This window comes from Niveispirillum fermenti (genome assembly GCF_052474395.1).
The window spans coordinates 188,076-206,832 of record NZ_CP156679.1 but is presented as its reverse complement, the minus strand read 5'-3'; the positions used below and the strand labels follow the sequence as shown (position 1 = coordinate 206,832).

Annotated in this window: 10 protein-coding genes; 4 read left to right on the top strand and 6 right to left on the bottom strand. The window is 66.5% G+C overall.

The genetic code is table 11. The features are described 5' to 3' along the window. The first annotated feature begins 38 nt into the window (after positions 1 to 38). Positions 39 to 2,039 carry an acetyl-CoA carboxylase biotin carboxylase subunit gene (locus ABC728_RS05335; protein ID WP_416621338.1) on the top strand — a complete coding sequence of 667 codons (2,001 nt, stop codon included), beginning with the start codon at positions 39 to 41 and terminating at the stop codon, positions 2,037 to 2,039. Positions 2,040 to 2,208: 169 nt separating this feature from the next. Beyond that, on the top strand, positions 2,209 to 4,362 hold the full coding sequence (gene scpA / locus ABC728_RS05330; protein WP_416621337.1) for a methylmalonyl-CoA mutase: 2,154 nt from the start codon (positions 2,209 to 2,211) through the stop codon (positions 4,360 to 4,362). Positions 4,363 to 4,450: 88 nt separating this feature from the next. Here scpA and ABC728_RS05325 read toward each other — a convergent pair whose 3' ends face one another. The 4 genes from ABC728_RS05325 to ABC728_RS05310 all read right to left on the bottom strand — a co-directional run bounded on the left by ABC728_RS05325 (position 4,451) and on the right by ABC728_RS05310 (position 10,203). After that, positions 4,451 to 5,278: a MipA/OmpV family protein gene (locus ABC728_RS05325; protein ID WP_416621336.1), complete on the bottom strand. Its 828-nt coding sequence runs from the start codon at positions 5,276 to 5,278 to the stop codon at positions 4,451 to 4,453. Positions 5,279 to 5,515: 237 nt separating this feature from the next. Next, on the bottom strand, positions 5,516 to 6,922 hold the full coding sequence (locus ABC728_RS05320; RefSeq protein WP_416621335.1) for an efflux transporter outer membrane subunit: 1,407 nt from the start codon (positions 6,920 to 6,922) through the stop codon (positions 5,516 to 5,518). 21 nt (positions 6,923 to 6,943) lie between these two features. Beyond that, entirely contained in the window at positions 6,944 to 8,926 is a 1,983-nt protein-coding gene (locus ABC728_RS05315; protein ID WP_416621334.1) for a MacB family efflux pump subunit, read from the bottom strand. Continuing rightward, positions 8,923 to 10,203, bottom strand: a complete 1,281-nt coding sequence (locus ABC728_RS05310; RefSeq protein WP_416621333.1) for an efflux RND transporter periplasmic adaptor subunit — start codon at positions 10,201 to 10,203, stop codon at positions 8,923 to 8,925. Before ABC728_RS05310 ends, ABC728_RS05315 begins: the two co-directional genes overlap by 4 nt. Positions 10,204 to 10,542: 339 nt before the next feature. Here ABC728_RS05310 and ABC728_RS05305 point away from each other — a divergent pair, with 339 nt between their 5' ends. Then, positions 10,543 to 11,718 (top strand): glycosyltransferase, encoded by a 1,176-nt coding sequence (locus ABC728_RS05305; RefSeq protein ID WP_416621332.1) that lies wholly within the window; start codon positions 10,543 to 10,545, stop codon positions 11,716 to 11,718. 7 nt (positions 11,719 to 11,725) lie between these two features. Here the strand turns inward: ABC728_RS05305 and ABC728_RS05300 are convergent, their stop codons facing one another. Both ABC728_RS05300 and ABC728_RS05295 read right to left on the bottom strand, forming a co-directional pair. Continuing rightward, positions 11,726 to 12,811 carry an HD domain-containing phosphohydrolase gene (locus ABC728_RS05300; RefSeq protein ID WP_416621331.1) on the bottom strand — a complete coding sequence of 362 codons (1,086 nt, stop codon included), beginning with the start codon at positions 12,809 to 12,811 and terminating at the stop codon, positions 11,726 to 11,728. Beyond that, positions 12,808 to 14,865 (bottom strand): MHYT domain-containing protein, encoded by a 2,058-nt coding sequence (locus ABC728_RS05295; protein ID WP_416621330.1) that lies wholly within the window; start codon positions 14,863 to 14,865, stop codon positions 12,808 to 12,810. The genes ABC728_RS05300 and ABC728_RS05295 overlap by 4 nt, the downstream gene beginning before the upstream one ends. Positions 14,866 to 15,120: 255 nt before the next feature. On the opposite strand from ABC728_RS05295, the gene ABC728_RS05290 reads away from it, so the two are divergent. Further along, positions 15,121 to 18,681, top strand: coding sequence for a response regulator (locus ABC728_RS05290; protein ID WP_416621329.1), 3,561 nt, complete (start codon positions 15,121 to 15,123; stop codon positions 18,679 to 18,681). The last annotated feature ends 76 nt before the right edge of the window (positions 18,682 to 18,757 follow it).

The window sequence follows — 18,757 nt, the reverse complement described above, 5'->3', positions numbered from 1 at the left end:
CGCCGCGCAAGCACCAGCCACGAAGGTCACCGGCCCCCATGTTCAAGAAAATCCTCATCGCCAACCGTGGCGAAATCGCCTGCCGCGTCATCAAGACCGCCCGCCGCATGGGCATCAAGACGGTGGCCGTCTATTCCGACGCCGATGCCGGCGCGCTGCACGTGGAAATGGCGGACGAGGCCGTGCATATCGGCCCGGCGCCGTCGGCCCAATCCTATCTGATCGCCGACAAGATCATCGAGGCGTGCAAGCAGACCGGGGCGGAGGCGGTGCATCCCGGCTATGGCTTCCTGTCGGAGAAAGCCCCCTTCTGCGAGGCGCTGAAGCAGGCCGGCATCGTCTTCATCGGCCCCGATGTGCATGCCATCGGCGCCATGGGCGACAAGATCGAGAGCAAGAAGCTGGCCAAGGCGGCCGGCGTGTCCACCGTTCCGGGCTATCTGGGCGTGATCAAGGATGACGAGGAAGCCGTCGGCATCGCCCGCGACATCGGCTATCCCGTCATGATCAAGGCCTCGGCCGGCGGCGGCGGCAAGGGCATGCGCGTGGCCTGGAACGATGCGGAGGTGCGCGAGGGCTTCCGGTCGGCCACCAACGAGGCGCGGTCCAGCTTTGCCGATGACCGCGTGTTCGTGGAGAAATACATCACCGAGCCGCGTCACATCGAAATCCAGCTTCTGGCCGATGCGCATGGCAATGTCGTCTATCTGAACGAGCGTGAATGCTCCATCCAGCGCCGTCACCAGAAGGTGATCGAGGAGGCGCCGAGCCCGTTCCTGGACGCGGCCACGCGCAAGGCCATGGGCGAACAGTCGGTGGCGCTGGCCAAGGCCGTGCAATATCGTTCCGCCGGCACGGTCGAGTTCATCGTGGACAAGGACCGCAATTTCTACTTCCTGGAGATGAACACCCGCCTGCAGGTGGAACATCCCGTGACGGAGATGATCACCGGCCTGGATCTGGTCGAACTGATGATCCGCGTGGCCGCCGGGGAGGAATTGCCCCTCACCCAGGCCGATATCGGCATCAATGGCTGGTCGCTGGAAGCGCGCGTCTATGCGGAGGAGCCGACCCGCGGCTTCCTGCCGTCCACCGGCCGCGTCACCCGCTATCGCCCGCCCGTGGAGGGCAAGCGCGAGGACGGCTCCATCATCCGCGTCGATACCGGCGTGTATGAGGGGGGTGAGATCAGCATGTATTACGATCCGATGATCGCCAAGCTGATCACCTGGGCACCTTCGCGCGAGCAGGCGACGGACGCCATGGCCGATGCGCTGGACGGGTTCCAGATCCGCGGTGTGGGACACAACATCTCCTTCCTTACCTCGCTGATGCAGAAGCAGCGCTTCCGCGACGGCCGCCTGACCACCAATTTCATCGCCGAGGAATATCCCGACGGGTTCCACGGCCTGACGCCGGACCCCGCCGTGCGCGACCGCCTGCTGGCGCTCGCCACGGTCCTGCATGCACGCATCGCCAGCCGTGACGCCATGGTGTCCGGCCAGATGGCGGGCCACGGCCTGCACGTGTCCCAGGATTGGGTGGCCCGCGCCGAACGGCAGAACCATCCGGCCCATCTGGCCGTGACGGGGGGGGCCACCACGGTCGGTCTGGCCAATGGCCCGCTGACCGTCATCGGGGACTGGGAGATCGGTCAGACACTGTGGCAGGGCACTGTCGGCGGGGTCTTCATGACGGTTCAGGTGGACCGCAAGGGCACCTCGCTCATCCTGACCCATGGCGGCTTCGCCTTCCAGGTGGATGTGCTGACCCCGCGCGCAGCCGAACTGGCGGAACTGATGCCCGTCAAGCTGCCGCCCGACATGTCCAAGTACCTGCTGTCGCCCATGCCGGGCCTGCTGGTGTCGGTGTCGGTGAAGGAAGGCGAGGCGGTGAAGGCCGGCCAGGAACTGGCCGTGGTGGAGGCCATGAAAATGGAAAACATCCTGCGCGCCGAAGCCGACGGTACGGTAAAGAAGGTCCATGCCGCCAAGGGCGCTTCGCTCGCGGTGGATGAGAAGATCATCGAGTTCGAGTGAACGGGCTACATTTGCCACCTCTCTACCGTCATCCCCGTAAAAGCGGGGATCCAGCGTAAGGCGTGGTCAGCGCCGATATGAACCGTATCGCGACAGACGCCGCTCTTGCTGGATCCCCGCATACGCGAGGATGACGAATAAACATTTTAGAAGCCTGGAGCCCCAAGAGATGACCCAGTTCCCGCCCAAGAATCTCGCCGACTGGGAAGCCCTCGCCGCCAAGGATGTGGGCAAGGACGCGAAGCTTGAAGACCTGACCCGCACGACGGCGGAGGGGTTGGCGGTCAAGCCGCTCTATACCGCCGAGGACCTGGAAGGGCTGGAAAGCGTGGGCACCCTGCCCGGTTTCGCCCCCTTCACGCGCGGCCCGCGCGCCAGCATGTACGCGGTGAAGCCCTGGACCATCCGCCAGTACGCGGGCTTCTCCACCGCTGAGGCCAGCAACAAGTTCTACCGCGCGAACCTGGCCGCAGGGCAAATGGGCCTGTCGGTGGCCTTCGATCTGGCCACCCATCGCGGCTATGACAGCGACCATCCCCGCGTCGTGGGCGATGTCGGCAAGGCCGGCGTGGCCATCGACAGCGTGGAGGACATGAAGATCCTGTTCGACGGTATCCCGCTCGACAAGATGTCCGTCTCCATGACCATGAACGGGGCGGTTCTGCCCATCCTGGCCATGTATATCGTGGCCGGTGAGGAACAGGGTGTCGACACGGCCAAGCTGTCCGGGACCATTCAGAACGACATTCTGAAGGAATTCATGGTCCGCAACACCTATATCTATCCGCCCGAACCCAGCATGCGGATCATCGCCGATATCATCGAATACACGGCGAATTTCATGCCCAAGTTCAACTCCATCTCCATTTCCGGCTACCATATGCAGGAGGCCGGGGCCACGGCGGTGCAGGAACTGGCCTTCACGCTGGCCGACGGCATGGAATATGTCCGCGCCGCCCTGGCCAAGGGCCTGAACGTGGACAAGTTCGCCCCGCGCCTGTCCTTCTTCTTCGCCATCGGCATGGATTTCTTCATGGAGGTGGCGAAGCTGCGCGCCGCCCGCCTGCTCTGGGCCAAGCTGATGGAGAAGCATTTCCAGCCCAAGGATGCCCGCTCGCTGGCCCTGCGCACCCATTGCCAGACCTCGGGCGTGTCCTTGACGGAGCAGGACCCCTATAACAATGTCATCCGCACCACGATTGAGGCCATGGCCGCCATCATGGGCGGCACGCAGAGCCTGCACACCAACAGCTTCGACGAGGCCCTGGGCCTGCCCACGCCGTTCAGCGCCCGCATCGCCCGCAATACCCAGCTGATCATTGCCGAGGAAACCCGCATCCCGCATGTGGTCGATCCGCTGGGCGGCAGCTACTATGTCGAGCATCTGACGGCCTCGCTGGCCGAAGCCGCCGAAAAGCTGATCGATCAGGTGGAGGAGATGGGCGGCATGACCAAGGCCGTGGAAAGCGGCCTGCCCAAGCTGATGATCGAGGAGGCAGCCGCAAGGCGTCAGGCCCGCATCGACCGGGGCGAGGAGGTGATCGTCGGCGTCAACAAGTACCGTCCGCAGAATCCGGAAAAGGTGGACGTGCTGGACATCGACAATACCGCCGTGCGTGAGGCACAGGTGGCCCTGCTGCAGCGCATCCGCGCCAGCCGTGACGAAGCCAAGGTGCGCGAGACCCTGGCCGCCCTGACCAAGGCGGCGGCCGAGAAATCCGGTAACCTGCTGGCGCTCGCGGTGGATGCCGCCCGTGCCCGCGCCACGGTCGGGGAGATTTCCGACGCCATGGAAGAGGTATTCACGCGCCACCGCGCCACCATCCGCTCCGTCTCCGGCGTCTATGGCGCGGCCTATGAGGGGGATGCCGGCTTCCAGCAGATCCAGAAGGACGTGGCCGCCTTCGCCGAGCAGGAAGGCCGCCGCCCCCGCATGCTGGTGGTGAAGATGGGCCAGGACGGCCATGACCGTGGCGCCAAGGTCATCGCCACCGCCTTCGCCGATATCGGCTTCGACGTCGATGTCGGTGCCCTGTTCCAGACGCCCGAAGAAGCCGCCCGTCAGGCCATCGAAAACGACGTCCATGTCGTCGGCGTCTCCAGCCTCGCCGCCGGCCACAAGACACTGGTCCCGCAACTGGCCGCCGCCCTGAAGGAACAGGGTGCGGGCGACATCCTCATCGTCTGCGGCGGCGTCATCCCGCCCCAGGATTACGAGTTCCTGCTGAAGGCCGGTGCGGCCGCCATCTATGGCCCGGGAACCAACATCCCGAAGGCCGCGGCGGAGATCATGGAGATGATCAGCGCCAAGCGCACGGCCTGACCCTGCGGAGCGACGAACATGGGAAAGAAGGGGGGGCGGAAAATTCCGCCCCCCTTCTGGCGTTCGACGGGCAGCGCCTGAAGCGGCGTCAGAACGTGTAGGACAGGCCCAGCGCGCCCATCACCTGGTCACGGCTGCCATTATCCTTCACGAACGGGCTGTCGGCAGCATCGCCCAGCAGGCGGGAATAGCCCGCGAAGCCCGTGATCGACCAGTTCTCGCCCAGCGGATGGATCATGATGGCCGTAAGGCCGGCATTCTTCAGCCCCGCCCCGGCCCTGTATCCCGTGCGCGATCCCGGCGGGACCGCGGCCGAACCGCCCGCCGGCCGCAGCCGGTCGGCCGTGGTGCTGAAATAGGAATGCATGTAATCATCACTGGCCCAGGTCAGCGACGGGCCGACCAGCAGCATGGTGCGACCGGCGGGATTGAACATCCAGGTGGCGGAGAGGGTCGCTTCCGTCCCCTTATGGCCATCACCCAGCAGGTCGGTCGCGACATCCACCGACAGCATCAGCCGGTCGATCGTATACTCGGCAAAGATGCGGCCAAGGGCCGTATCGCCGACATTGCGGTAACCGGCCAGCGCCGCATCGCGCTTTGACGAGCGCCCGCTGTCAAACGCGATGGCCGCGCCCAGGGTCAGATTGTCGTTGCTGACAAGATTGGCACCAAGCCCCTGGCGGGAAAGGAAGAAGCGGTTGTCGTAGGTGATCTCGACATCCGGCAGGGGACGGATTCTATAGCTGTCGGATCCTTCATAGTCGGGCATGACGCCCCCCAGCACGCCCAGCCGCACATACCAGCCATCATCCGGCCGGTCCGCCTGCGCATGGACGGCGGTGGCAGAGATGGATGAAAGCAGGGCGGACATGGCGACAGCCATGCGCAACCGCCCGATCGAACGGGTGTTCATCGATTTCTCTCCGATCCTTTGGAAGCGGCCCCGGCCCTTCGCCCCAGCCATCACCGCGCCGGCACTGTGACAAAGCAGGCAGAGGCCCGGTGTGACGGGCGTCACAAAAATGAACATTGCTCAAAATATTCATCTTTGCCCGTTGCGGGCGGTTATCACCCGACGAGCCCCCACCCGGCCTCGGCAGCAGCGGATACCGGACACATCCAAAGGGCGCCGGAAAGCGCCCCACCGCCCTCAGGCCGCGGACCAGCCGCCGCCCAGGGCGCGGAAAAGGGCGATGGCGGTCTGCATTTCGGCCAGACGCACCTGTGTCAACTGGTCCTGGGCGGACAACAGCGAACGCTGGGCGTCCAGTAGGGTCAACAGGTCCACGGCCCCTTCCCGGTAACGGGTTTCAGCCAGCCGGAAAAGCTCCCGCGACAGCCGCACGGCCTCTTCCTGAAAACGCCGCTGGCTTTCGGTGTTGCGGGCCTGGGCCAGCGCCGTCTCCACATCGGAGAAGCCGGTCAGGATGGCCTTGCGATAGGTTTCCACCAGTTCCACGCGGCGGGCCTGGGCCACCTCCACCTGGGCACGGCGGCGGCCGCCGTCGAAAAGGCTCTGGGCCAGGGAAAGGCCCAGGCTGGCCACCGCACCGGGCGCATCGACCAGACTGGACAGGCCGGCACCGGTCAGGGTGCCGGACAGGTTCAGCGTGGCGGCGGGGTACAGGGCGGCGCGGGCGGCCACGATGTCCGCACCCGCCGCCTCCAGTTGCACGGCAGCAGCCTTCAGGTCGGGCCGGCGTTCCAGCAGATCGGCCGGCACGCCGACGCCCGTGGCGGGCAGGCCCAAGCCGCCCAGGCCCGTGCCCGACACCGACAGGTCGGCCGGGGCACGCCCCAGCAGCACGGCCAGACTGTTCAGCGCCGCCACCTCCTGCTGGCGCAGGGCCGGCAGGGCAGCCTGCTGGCTGACAAGGGCATTGCGCTGCTGGGCCACCTCCAGCGCCGTGGCGGCGCCGTTGCGATAGCGGGCATCGACCACCGCCATCACCCGCTCGGCCAGCGCCAGGCTTTCCTCTGCGCTGCGAACACGGTCGCGCAGGGACAGGACCTGGAAATAGCCGTTGGCGACCCCCGCCGTCACGGTCAGGGCCACCGTTTCCTGGTCCAGCCGGCTGATGACCACGCCGGCCGCCGCACTGTCGGCCGCAGCGCGGTTCGCCCCCCAGAAATCCAGCTCATAGGCGGCGGAAAGCCCCAGGCTGGAACTGGTCCGGCCACTGCGCCCGCCGGGACCCGAGGCATCGCTTTCCTGACGGCTGAGGCCGGCACTGGCCCCCAGGGTGGGCAGCAGGGCGGCACCCGCGGCCCGCGCCCGGGCATCGGCCTGCGCCAGCCGCGCCGCGGCGGCGGCCAGGTCCGGATTGGCGGCGCGGGCATCCCCCAGCAGGGTCAGCAACTCCGCCGACCCGAAGCCGCCCCACCAGTCAGCCGCCGGCCAGGGGGTGGACGCCACGGACGCATCGGCCCGCTGCCAGGCGGCCTGCGGCGTGACAGGGGACGTGGTGGTGCCGTAATCGCCATGTGCGCAGCCGGTCAGCAACGCCGTTCCGGCCAGCAGCAGGGGAAGGAAAAGACGGGAAGGGCGAGCGGTCATGCAGATGATCCGGAAAAAGGGTCAGTCGGCCGCCAGGGCCACGACGGGGTCCAGCAGGGCGGCCCGGCGGGCGGGCGTGTAGCCGAAGATCAGGCCCGTGGCGAAGGCACAGCCGAAGGCCAGCATCATGGGGGGCAGGGTCAGCTGGATGTCGACCCCGAAGAAGGTCAACAGCAGCGACACGGAAATGCCCAGCGCCACGCCGATCACCCCGCCCAGCGCCGATACCAGCAGCGCTTCAAGCAGGAATTGCTGCATGACATGCCGGGCACGGGCGCCGGTGGCCATACGGATACCGATTTCCCGTGTCCGTTCCGTCACGTTCACCAGCATGATGTTCATGACCCCGATGCCGCCCACCAGCAGCGAGATCGCCGCGATGGAGCCCAGCAGGATGGTCATGGTCTGGCGCATGGCCGACAGCGTGTCGATGAAGGAGGCCGTGTTGCGGACCTGGAAATCCTCTGCCTGGTGGCGGGCGGTCAGAAGGCTGGTGATCAGGGCCTCCGTCTCCCCGATGATCGAGAGATCATCGACCAGCACCGTGATGGAGCGCAGGTTGCGCTGGCCGAACACGCGATAGCTGCCCGTGGTCAGCGGCACGAACACGACATCATCCTGATCCTGGCCGACCGGACTGGCACCCTTCGGTGCCAGGACGCCGATCACCTGGAACGGCACATTGCGCAGCAGGATGTACTGACCCACGGGATCGGCGCCGGCGAACAGGTTGTTGGCCACGGTCTGACCGATGACGGCGACGGGGGCATAGCTGTCCTCCGCGGCATCGTCGAAGAAGGTGCCGGCCGCCATTTCCCAGGCCCGGGCCTGCTGCATGCCGGGACTGGTGGCCGTCACCTGGGTCTGATAGTCCATGTTGCCGGCGCGGGCCGTCATGTTGCCGCTATATTCCGGCACGGCCACGATGACGTTGGGGATGCCGTGGATGGCGTCGGCATCCTCCGGCACCAGGGTGGCCACGCCATTGGCATTGCGCTGTCCCGGCGCGCCGGGGCGGATGACCAGCAGGTTCGTGCCCATGGCGCTGATCCGCTCCACCATGGCCCTTTCCGACCCGTTGCCCACGGCCAGCATGGTCACCACCGATGCCACGCCGATGACGATGCCCAGCAGCGTCAGCACCGTGCGGTAGAGATTGGCCGACAGGGCGCGGCGGGCCATGCGGAAGGCCTCCGCCAGTTCCCACACGGTCCAGCCGCTATCCTGTCCCGGTTCCGGAACGGTCACGGGATGCACGGGCACGGGCGGCGGGGCCGCGGCCTCCAGCGCATGCGGGGTCGGGCCGTCGGCCACGATCTGCCCGTCCTTTATCTCCACCAGCCGGCGGGCATTGCCGGCCACGTCACGGTCGTGGGTGATCAGGATGACGGTGTGGCCGCGCGACGCCAGATCGCTCAACAGGCGCATCACCTCTTCGCCGCTGCGGCTGTCCAGGGCGCCCGTCGGTTCGTCGGCCAGGATCACCTGACCGCCATTGACCAGCGCGCGCGCGATGGACACGCGCTGCTGCTGGCCGCCGGAAAGCTGGCTGGGCCTGTGGTCCATGCGGTCGGCCAACCCCAGGGCGGACAGCAATTCGCCCGCCCGCTCCTGTCGCGCCTGACGCCCCATGCCGGCATAGACGGCGGGGACCTCGACATTCTCCGCCGCCGTGGCCATGGGGATCAGGTTATAGCTCTGGAACACGAAGCCGAACGCCTCGCGCCGCAGCAGGGCCAGCATGTCGCGGTCGAAGGTGGATACGTCCCGCCCGTCGAACAGATACTGCCCCGTGGTCGGCCGGTCCAGACAGCCCAGGATATTCATCAGGGTCGACTTGCCGGAACCCGACGCGCCCATGATGGCCACGAATTCCCCCGGATGGATCTTCAGCGAGACGCCTTTCAGCACCTGCACCGCAAGATCGCCGTTGGAATAGGTCTTGGTGATGTCCACCAGTTCGATCAGCGGTGTGACCCCACCGTTGGCGTGTGGCGTGCTCATAGCATCCCCGGCGGCCGCATGCGCTGCATGTTCTGCTGCTGCTGGTTACGCTGCGCCTGCAACTGTCCGGCGGACGGGCGGCGGCCGACCACGATGGTCTCCCCTTCCTGCAGGCCGGACAGCACCTCCGCATTCACGCGGTCGCTGACGCCGATCATGATGCGCCGTTCCTCCACCGTGCCATCGGCCTTCAGCACCTGCGCCATGCGCGGGCGGCCACGCGGCTGGCCATCGGCGGGGGCGGCCTCGGGCGGTGCGGCGCCGGTGGGGGCAGTCTCCCCGGCCGGGGCGGCCGGACGCTGGCGGCGGCGCTCCCCGTCGGCGGCACCCCCGGCGGGGCCGGAGCCACGCTGCTGCAAGGCGGCCACAGGCACGCGCAGCACATCCTGGGCGGCGGCGGCGATGAAGAAGGTCTGCGCCGTCATCTGCGTCATCAGATCGCCGCCCCGATTCTCCACATCGAACAGCGCGTTGTAGAGGATGACATTGTTCACGATTTCGGGGGTCGGGTTGATCTTGGCGAGCGTGCCCGTCCAGCGGCGATCCGGCCGGCCCAGCGTCGTGAAATAGGCGGGCATGCCGATGCGCAGTCGCGACACGTCGGCTTCGGAAACCTGCGTCGTCACGGTCATCACCGACAGATCGGCGATGCGGACCACGATGGGGGCCGACTGGTTGGCATTCAGGGTCTGGCCCTGCTTGGAATTCTGTGAAACGACCGTGCCCGACATGGGGGCATAGATCTTGGTATAGCCCAGATTGGCCTCGTCCCCGCGCAGGGTGGAGTTGGTCTGACGGATCTGGGCCTGCACGGCCTTCACGGCACCCTCCGCAGCGCGCAGGGTCTTCTCCGCGCTCTGGAAGCTGTCCTGGCTGGTCGCGTTTTCAGCCAGCAGATTCTTCTGCCGCGTGAATTGCAGGCGGGCCAGATCCAGCTCGGCTTCCCGCTGGATAAGCTGTGCCGCCAGATTGTCCAGTTGCGCACGGTCGGCCTCCACCCGTGCCTCGTAAACCGTGGGGTCGATCTCCGCCAGCAGGTCGCCCTGCTTCACATCCTGCCCGACCTCCACATGGACGATGCGCAACTGGCCGGATACCTGGGTGCCGACATCGACATAATCACGGGGCTGGAGATTGCCCAGCGCCGTCACGCTGTCCTCGATATTGCCCCGCTCAACCCGCGCGGTCAGAAACTGGGCGGTCTCCCCGCCCCCGTCGTCACGCCCGAGGAACCACCAGGCCGCACCCGCGGCAAGCCCGACACCCACTATGGCCATGAATGATCGGCGTCGGAAAAAAGAAAGGGACTTACGGCGGCCAGTCCGGCTTTGGGTGGCCTTGGGCGGATGGGTGCTCACGGGTTGCGTATCCTGTCTTTGGGCAGGTGGGCAAGGTTTCACAACACCTTATACGCCCGGCCCGGCAAAGCCCTGCGCCAAAAAGATCATAAACTTTTTGTAATGCTGTTCCGCGATCCGCGTCACGGTCCGGTCATGGCCCCGTCAGAAAATTGTCAGGCACACGCGGTATGCTGCGGCGCCATATCGACCGCCCCACAGGAATGGAGACGGGCGGCAGGCACAACCGCCTGAAGGGTCTGAGGGGGCCCCTTATCCATGCATCTCGCCTTCTTTGTGCATTCGCTTTCCACGGGCGGCGCCCAACGGCGCACCATCATGCTGGCGAATGGGCTGGCCGCACGCGGCCACCGCATCGATCTGGTCACAGCCGTCGATGGCGGCCCGGAAACCGGTCTTGTCGGCCCCAGGGTGATGCGCCTGCCGCTGGCCCCTTCCCCTGCCCCCGATGTTGCATCGGGCGGCGTGCGCACGGGCGATCTTGCCGCTGCCATCCGCCCGCTCTCCCGCTACCTGCGCCATAACCGCCCCGACATGCTGGTCGGCATGGCCAATCATGCCGTGATTCCGTCCGTCCTTGCCCATACGCTGGCCGGCCGGCCCGCCATCCGCCTGGTGCTGCGGGCCAGCAATCATCTGTCCCGGCGGCACGACGCGACCATCAACCCCCGCCGCGCAGCGGAAGCCTGGCTTTGGCGCCGGGCGGATGCGGTGCTGGCCGTATCCGGGGATGTCGCGCGCGACGTGGTCAGCGTGACCGGTCTGCCTGCCGGCCGCGTGCTGACGGTGGCCAGCCCCATTCTGCCCGACCGGCTGCATGCCGCGCGGCGGCCCTTGCCGGCAGGCGACGGGACGGTCCGCATCCTGGCCATGGGGCGCTTCGTGCGGCAGAAGGGATTCGACACATTGCTGCACGCCTTCGCCCTGCTGTCGGCCCGGCGCAAGGCACGGCTGGTGCTGGCCGGCGACGGGCCGGACCGATCGGCCTTGCATGTCCTGGCCGACAGTCTGGGCATCGCCGGTCTTGTCGAGTTTCCCGGTCTGGTCAGCAACCCGTTCGACCGGTTCGCCGGGGCCGACCTGTTCGTTCTGTCCTCGCGCTGGGAAGGAATGCCCGGGGTGCTGGTGGAGGCGATGGCTCTGGGCTGCCCCGTGGTGTCCACCGATTGCCCTGGCGGCCCGCGCGAATTGCTGCGCCAGGGGGCGCTGGGACCGCTGGTGCCCGTTGACGACACGGCGGCGCTGGCCGATGCCATGGATGCCGCCCTGAGCCATCCGGTGTCCGCAGATGCCCTGCGCCGGCGGGTACAGGATTTCACCCTGGACAATGCCACGACCTCCTACGAGACGGCATTGCTGCATCTGGGCACGTGGCAGGGTATGCCCCGCCACCCGGCAGGGCCGGCCAAGGGCCTTGCCTGGCAGACCGAGTGACGGGCGATCAGTCCGCCAATTCGGCGCGGATGGCCAGCATCCGGTCAATATTATCCAGGAACAGCCGTGTCAGTCCGGGATCGAGATGGGCGCCGGCACTGGCCGCCAGATGGTCGATGACCCGCTCAACCGGCCAGGGTTCCTTGTAGGGCCGGCGCGACAGCAGGGCGTCGAACACATCGCAGATGGCCACGATGCGGCCGGATAGGGGAATGTGCTCCCCCGCCAGCCCGCGCGGATAGCCGCTGCCGTCCCATTTCTCGTGATGGGACAGGGCGATCTCCGACGCCAGGTCCAGCAGCTTCAACCCGCTGCCGCCCAGGATCTGGGCACCGATCTCCGCATGGGTGCGCATGATGACCCATTCGGCCTCGTCCAGGCGGCCGGGCTTCAACAGCACATTGTCGGGGATGCCGATCTTGCCGATATCGTGCAGGGGGGCCGCACTGCCGATCTTGTTGACATAGATGGTGTCCAGCCCCGCCAGCCCCGCCAGTTCGGCCGACAGCCGGCCGATGCGGGTGACATGCTGGCCCGTGTCCTCGTCCCGGAACTCCCCGGCTGTACAGAGGCGACGGATGATTTCCGCCCGCGTGCGTTCCAGCTCGGCCGTGCGTTCCAGCACCTGCTGTTCCAGCCGCACGGAATGCTGGCGCTGGGCCCGGTGCAGCAGATGCAGTTCCAGAAGATTGCGTGACCGCGCGATCAGTTCCCAGAAGGCATAGGGCTTGGTCACATAGTCCCGGGCGCCGGCTTCCAGTGCCTTGCGCCGGCTGCCCTCGTCATTCTGGGCTGTCACGACCAGGACAGGTGGGGCTTCCGTGCCCAAACCCGCCTTCAGGCGGGAAATGAAGGTCGGGCCGTCCAGGCCCGGCATCCGGTAATCCAGCAGGACCAGGTCGGGCTGCCCGTGCTGGGCCAGGGCCAGCCCCTCGAACGGATCGGTGGTGGACTGCACGTCGGTGAAGCCCGCCATTTCCAGCATGCCAAGCAGCAGTTCGACATTGGCCGGCAGGTCGTCAACGACGAGCAGGCGCGCCGACAGAAGCGCATCCTCCATGTCGGACGAAGGCGGGAGGATGAATTGGGTCATCTGCGTGCCTCCGCCAAAGCCTCCTCCACCGCGGCCATGAACTCCGGGACGCGCAGGGGCTTCGTCAGGTAGCTGCGGAAGCCGGCAGCAATCCCCCGTTCCACTTCACGCGGAAGGGCATTGGCCGACAGGGCGAGCGCCGGGATATCGGCCGTGGCGGGGTCCGCCCGCAGCCGGGATAACAGTTCGAACCCGTCCATCCCGGGCAGGTTGATATCCAGGATCATGATGTCGGGCCGGTAGGTGGTGGCCAGATGCAGCCCCGATCCCGGATCGGCGGCGATCAGCAGGCGGAAGCCGCCAAGACTGTCGATCAGGTCCCGCATGAGCTGGATGTTGGCGGGATTGTCTTCCACATAGAGCATGGTCTGCACACCCGGTGCCGGACCGGCCTGTACCCGCTCCACAGGTCCCACAGATGCCAGGCTGGCCAGACGGGCCGCCGGCAGGTGGAAGGAGAACCGGCTGCCCTTCCCTTCCTGGCTTTCCACCTCGATGGCGCCCCCCATCGCCTCGACCAGCCGCTGGCAGATGGTCAGGCCAATGCCCGTCCCTTCCACCGCCCCATGTTCCCGGCCCAGACGGTTGAACGGCTGGAACAGGTCAGACAGGCGGTCGGCAGGAATGCCCATGCCCGTATCACTGACCGCCAGGGTGATGCGCCCCTCCGGCCCTTCCGATAGCGACAGGACGACACGACCCGCCGGGACATTGTATTTGATGGCATTGCTGGTCAGGTTCGTCAGCACCTGGGTCAGGCGTGTCTGATCCGCCACCACACTGACGGGGCCATCCGGCAGTTCCAGCGACAGGCCGACATTGGCGCCATCCGCCGCGGGCTGCAGCGTCGTGACCATGTCACGCGCCACGGCGGCGGCATCCACCGGCTCCAGCGACAAGGTCATGTGCCCGGCCTCCACCTTGGCCAGGTCCAGCACCTCATCAATCAGCCGCAGCAGATGGGCACCCGCCTTTTCGATCTGGGTGGCCGCGCGCTCCTGCTTGGGCGTCAGCGGTTCCCGCGCACGGTTGAACAGCAAAAGCTGGGAAAAGCCCATGACGGAATTCAGCGGGGTCCGCAGCTCATGGCTCATGGAGGCCAGGAAGTCCGACTTGGCCTGGCTGGCCGCCTCGGCCCGCTGGCGCGCCTCCTCCAGATCGCGGGTGCGCTCGGCGACGCGGCATTCCAGCGCCTGACGGGCCTGCTCCAGCTCCGCCTCCACGCGCCGGCGCTCGCGCATCTCCTCTTCCAGGATGTGGTTGGCGCGGCGCAACTGCTCGGCCTCACGCGCGGACGCGGCGGAGATGCGGCGGTCGGCAATGCCGGCCACCAGGGCCAGGATCAGCAGGCCATACGCCATGACAGCGATCAATGCCGCGAGCAGGGGCCGGGGCAGACCATCCATGTCGACCGGAAGGGTGGGGTCGATATTGATCACCAGCGCTTCCATGCCGGTATAATGCATGCCGCATATGGCCATGCCCATCACCAGTGCCGCCACCACCCGCAACCCCATGCGTTGCGGGGTCAGGGCCAGCCAAAGCGCCACGATGGCCGCCGCCACCGCGATCATCACCGACAGGGAGAACAGACCCGGCGTATAGGCGATGGTGCCAGGCACCAGCATCGCCGCCATGCCGGTGTAATGCATGACCACGACACCCATGCCGACAATGACCCCGGCCAGCAACAGGCGCAGCAGACCCGTTCCCTGCCCCACCAGCCACAGGCCCAGGGCCACGACACCGATGGGCACGGCCAGTGACAGCAGGGTCAGCCCCTCGTGGAAGCCGAATGGAAAAGCCACGCGCAGGGCCAGCATGCCCAGGAAATGCATGACCCAAATGCCACCGCCCAGCGCCACAGCGGCCGCGGTGTGCCAAGCCGCCCGCCAGCGCCCCTCGGCGTGACGCAGTCGTTCGGCCATGTCCAGGGCGACATAGGACGCGAAAGCCGCCGTCACATAGGAAAGCGCGACCAGCCATGGGTCATGGCTGATCGTCAGTCCATCATCGGCACCGGTGAAGCACAGACCCAGTATGTTGAATTCCAAGACGAGCCCCCGGCGCACATACACACGCAGACATCAGCAGACACAACCTGACGCTTAACATCATTATCCTGCCTAAAGGTTAACCCCGAACGCTACAGAAGCAAGCGCCCATTCCGTATAGGCACACCTCTTGCGCCTATCCCAATGGACCGACCCGCGATCGCGGCGGGACGTTCTGTTTGTCAGTGCATCGGCGTATGATGCGGTTAGTCGGCCGTTACAGGCGGACCGACTTCCCCCTGGATCAAACCCACTATGGCGGTACATTTCCTCACCTTGCGCGGGCGCCTGATATTGCTGGTGGCAACGGTGATTGCCGCCCTTGCCGCCATTCTGATCGTGGAGAACCAGTCACGGCGCAACGACGCGGAACGGCAGATGATGGTCCACGCCCTGGATCTGGCCCGTTTTGCTGCCAGTGAACATACGGAACTGATCCTGGGATTGCAGAGGATGGTGAATGTCGTCGCCACCCGCATCGCCGGCCTGCCGCGCCAGGATTGCCAGCACAGCCTGCTGACCCTGCGCAGCATACAGCCGTGGCTGTCACATATCTTCATTGCCCGTCCCGACGGTTCGATCGTCTGTTCCACGGCGGAGGATGACAGCAAGGTCAATCTGGGTGACCGCGATTATTTCCAGAAGGTTCTGGCAACGGGCGTGCCCGTCACCAGCGGCTATCTCCGCTCCCGCGTCAGCGGGCGCCCTATCATGGTGCATGCACAGCCTATCCTGGACCAGGACCGGCATGTGGTGGGCGTCGCCGTCATCGGCGCCCTGACGGACGGGCTGGAGGATCTGGCCACCCGGACGCTGGCCAGCGCGCCCGGCGCCACCTTGATGGCGCTGGATGCCGATGGGGCCCTGTTGATGCGCTATCCCGTGGTGCGCGGGCTCGACGGCACCCGGCTGGATCACCTGCCCTTCGTCCGGGAGGCAATGACCCATGAAAGCGGTGTCTGGACCGGGCCGGGGCTGGACGAGGTGGACCGGCTGATGGGGTTCGCGTCCGTGGATAACGGCGCCATGCACATCATCATTTCTTATCCCCGCGCGCAGGTATTGGCCAATGCCACGACGGAATTCCGGCGCCATATGGGCATGGTTCTGTTGCTGGCCGTGCTGGCCATCCTGACCCTTTACCTGGGTCTGTCGCGCACCGTGCTGGACCCGCTGCGCCAGCTTGCACGCACGGTGCAGCGGCTGGGCGAAGGCGAACTGGGTCTGCGCGCGCCGTCCGGTCCCGGGGAGATCGGCCGCCTGGCCGACGCCGTGAACGAAATGGCCGGCAACCTGCAGCGTCAGGCATCCGAACTGGCAACCCGCGATGCGCAATACCGGCTGCTGTCTGAACAGAGCAGCGACGTGGTGGCCCTGCACGCCCTGGACGGCACCTATCTCTACGTGTCGCCGACCGCCACCTGGATGATGGGTCATCCACCCGAGCAACTGGTGGGCAGCGCGCCGCAGGACCGGGTGCATGAAGATGATCTGCAAACGCTGGAACGTGGCCTGTCAATCCTGCTGGCCGGCATGCCCTGCCCGCCGGTGACCTATCGCATGCGCCATGGCGACGGGCATTGGATTTGGGTGGAAACGGCATTCGCCCTGGCCGCCGATGCGCGGGCCGGACAGCGCATCGTGTCGGCCACCCGTGAAGTCGGGCAGCGCGTGGCGCAGGAGCAGGAACTGCGCGCGGCGCGCGACCGGCTGGGCGACCAGGCCCGGAACCTGCAGGCCCTGGCCGCCGACCTGGACCGGGCCCGCCGCGTGGCAGAGGCATCCGCGGCATCCGCCGAGACTGCACGTGGCGAGGCAGTACGCGCCAATCAGGCCAAATCGGAGTTCCTGGCCAATATGAGCCATGAGGTGCGCACGCCGATGAACGGCATCATCGGCATGGCGGGCCTGCTGATGGATACGGCGCTGACACCCGAGCAGCAGGGATACGCGGAGACGATTCGCGACAGCGCCGACGCGCTGCTCTACATCATCAACGACATTCTGGACGTCTCCAAGCTGGAGGCGGGCAAGCTGCAACTGGAGACGATCGATTTCCTGCTGGCAGACATGGTGGACGGGGTCGTGGCCCTGCTGGCGCCGCGTTCGCGGCAGAAGGGCATCTCGCTGAATGCCGATATCGCGCCAGACGTCAACAGGGCCTATCGCGGCGATCCGACCCGGCTGCGCCAGATCCTGCTGAACCTGGCCGGCAATGCCGTGAAATTTACGGAAAGCGGCAGTGTCACCATCGATGTGCGCACCGATGAGAGTGCAGTCGGCACCGCAGCGGGGCATACGGCCTTGCGCTTCACCGTGACCGATACGGGCATCGGCATGACGGTCGGGCAGATGGAGCAGCTTTTCCAGAAATTCAGTCAGGCCGACAATTCCATCACCCGCCGTTATGGCGGCACAGGCCTGGGCCTGACAATCTGCAGGCAATTGCTGGACCTGATGGGCGGGGACATCCAGGTCGAGAGCCAGGCGGGCGAAGGCAGCCGCTTCAGCTTCACACTGGCCCTGCCGCCAGCGGCCGCGGCACCGCCCGACACCAAGGAACTGCCGAAACAGTTGAAGGGACACCGCGCACTGGTGATCGATGATGTGGAAACCAACCGCCGCATCCTGGGCCGGCAGCTTGAACAGTTGGGTATGCTCCCCGTGACGGCGAATGGCGCCCCGACGGCAATGTCGGAACTGGAACGGGGTCTGCGGGAAGGCACCTGCCCCAAGGTGATCCTGATCGATCATATGATGCCGGGCATGGGCGGGGACACGCTGGGCCGCTGGCTGCGCAACCATCCCAGTTTCGCGGGCATCAAGCTGGTGCTGGTCACCTCCTCCGGGCGGCTGGATACGGGCGACCCCGCTGCCGACGCCTTCGACGCCGTCATTCCCAAGCCCGTCCGCATCCAGTCCTTGCGCGAAACACTGGGCCGCCTGTTCGGCGAACCCATCCCGACGCCTGCCGCCGCACCGTCAACGCCCACCGACCGCCGTCAGCGCGTGCTGGTGGTCGACGACAATCCGGTGAACCAGAACGTGGCCCGCCTGATCCTTGAGCGTGACGGCTATAGCGTCGATCTGGTGGGTGATGGCATGGAAGCGACGGTCGCTGCCGGTGCCTGCCGCTACGACCTGATCCTGATGGATGTCCAGATGCCGGGAATGGACGGCATCGAAGCCACCCGCCTGATCCGCACCCAGGAAAGCCAGACCGGCATGGACCGGACCCCCATCATCGCCGTCACCGCCAACGCCATGGTCGGCATGCGCGAATCCTACCTGCAGGCCGGCATGGACGATTATATCTCCAAGCCCTATGCCCCTGCGACGCTGCGCCAGGCGGTGTCGCGCTGGGCCGGCCAGCATCCGCGCGCAACGGCGCAACCTGGCAAACCAGGGGCAGGCGGCGAGGAGGAGAGCAGGGACGATACCGGCCTGCCATCCATAATGGAAACCGGCGTGCTGGACAGGTTGCTGGATTTCACCAGCGCGCCTCAACTGACCCGGATGCTGGAACAGTTTCTGGAAGCCGCACAAGACCGTACCGCCCGGATGGACACCCTCCGCCGGGAAGGCAACTGGGACCATTTGCGGCGGGAAGCGCACAGCATGATCTCCCTGGCCGGCAACATGGGGCTGCGCCGGATGCAGCATCTGGCGGGACGGATCGAACAGGCCCTGATCCAGGGTGATCATGATCAGGCCGCGGGTCTGGTCGATGCCTTGCTGGCCGATGCGCCGGAAGGCTGGGCGGCGGTGAGCCGCCATGCCGGGACCATCGCCGCCCTTCCCGCCCCTGCGGCCTGACCGGCGCAGGACCGCAGCATATTGTTGCCAGCAATGGGGCCGTGCTGGTAACGATCTGCTGACAACCGGTCATGAT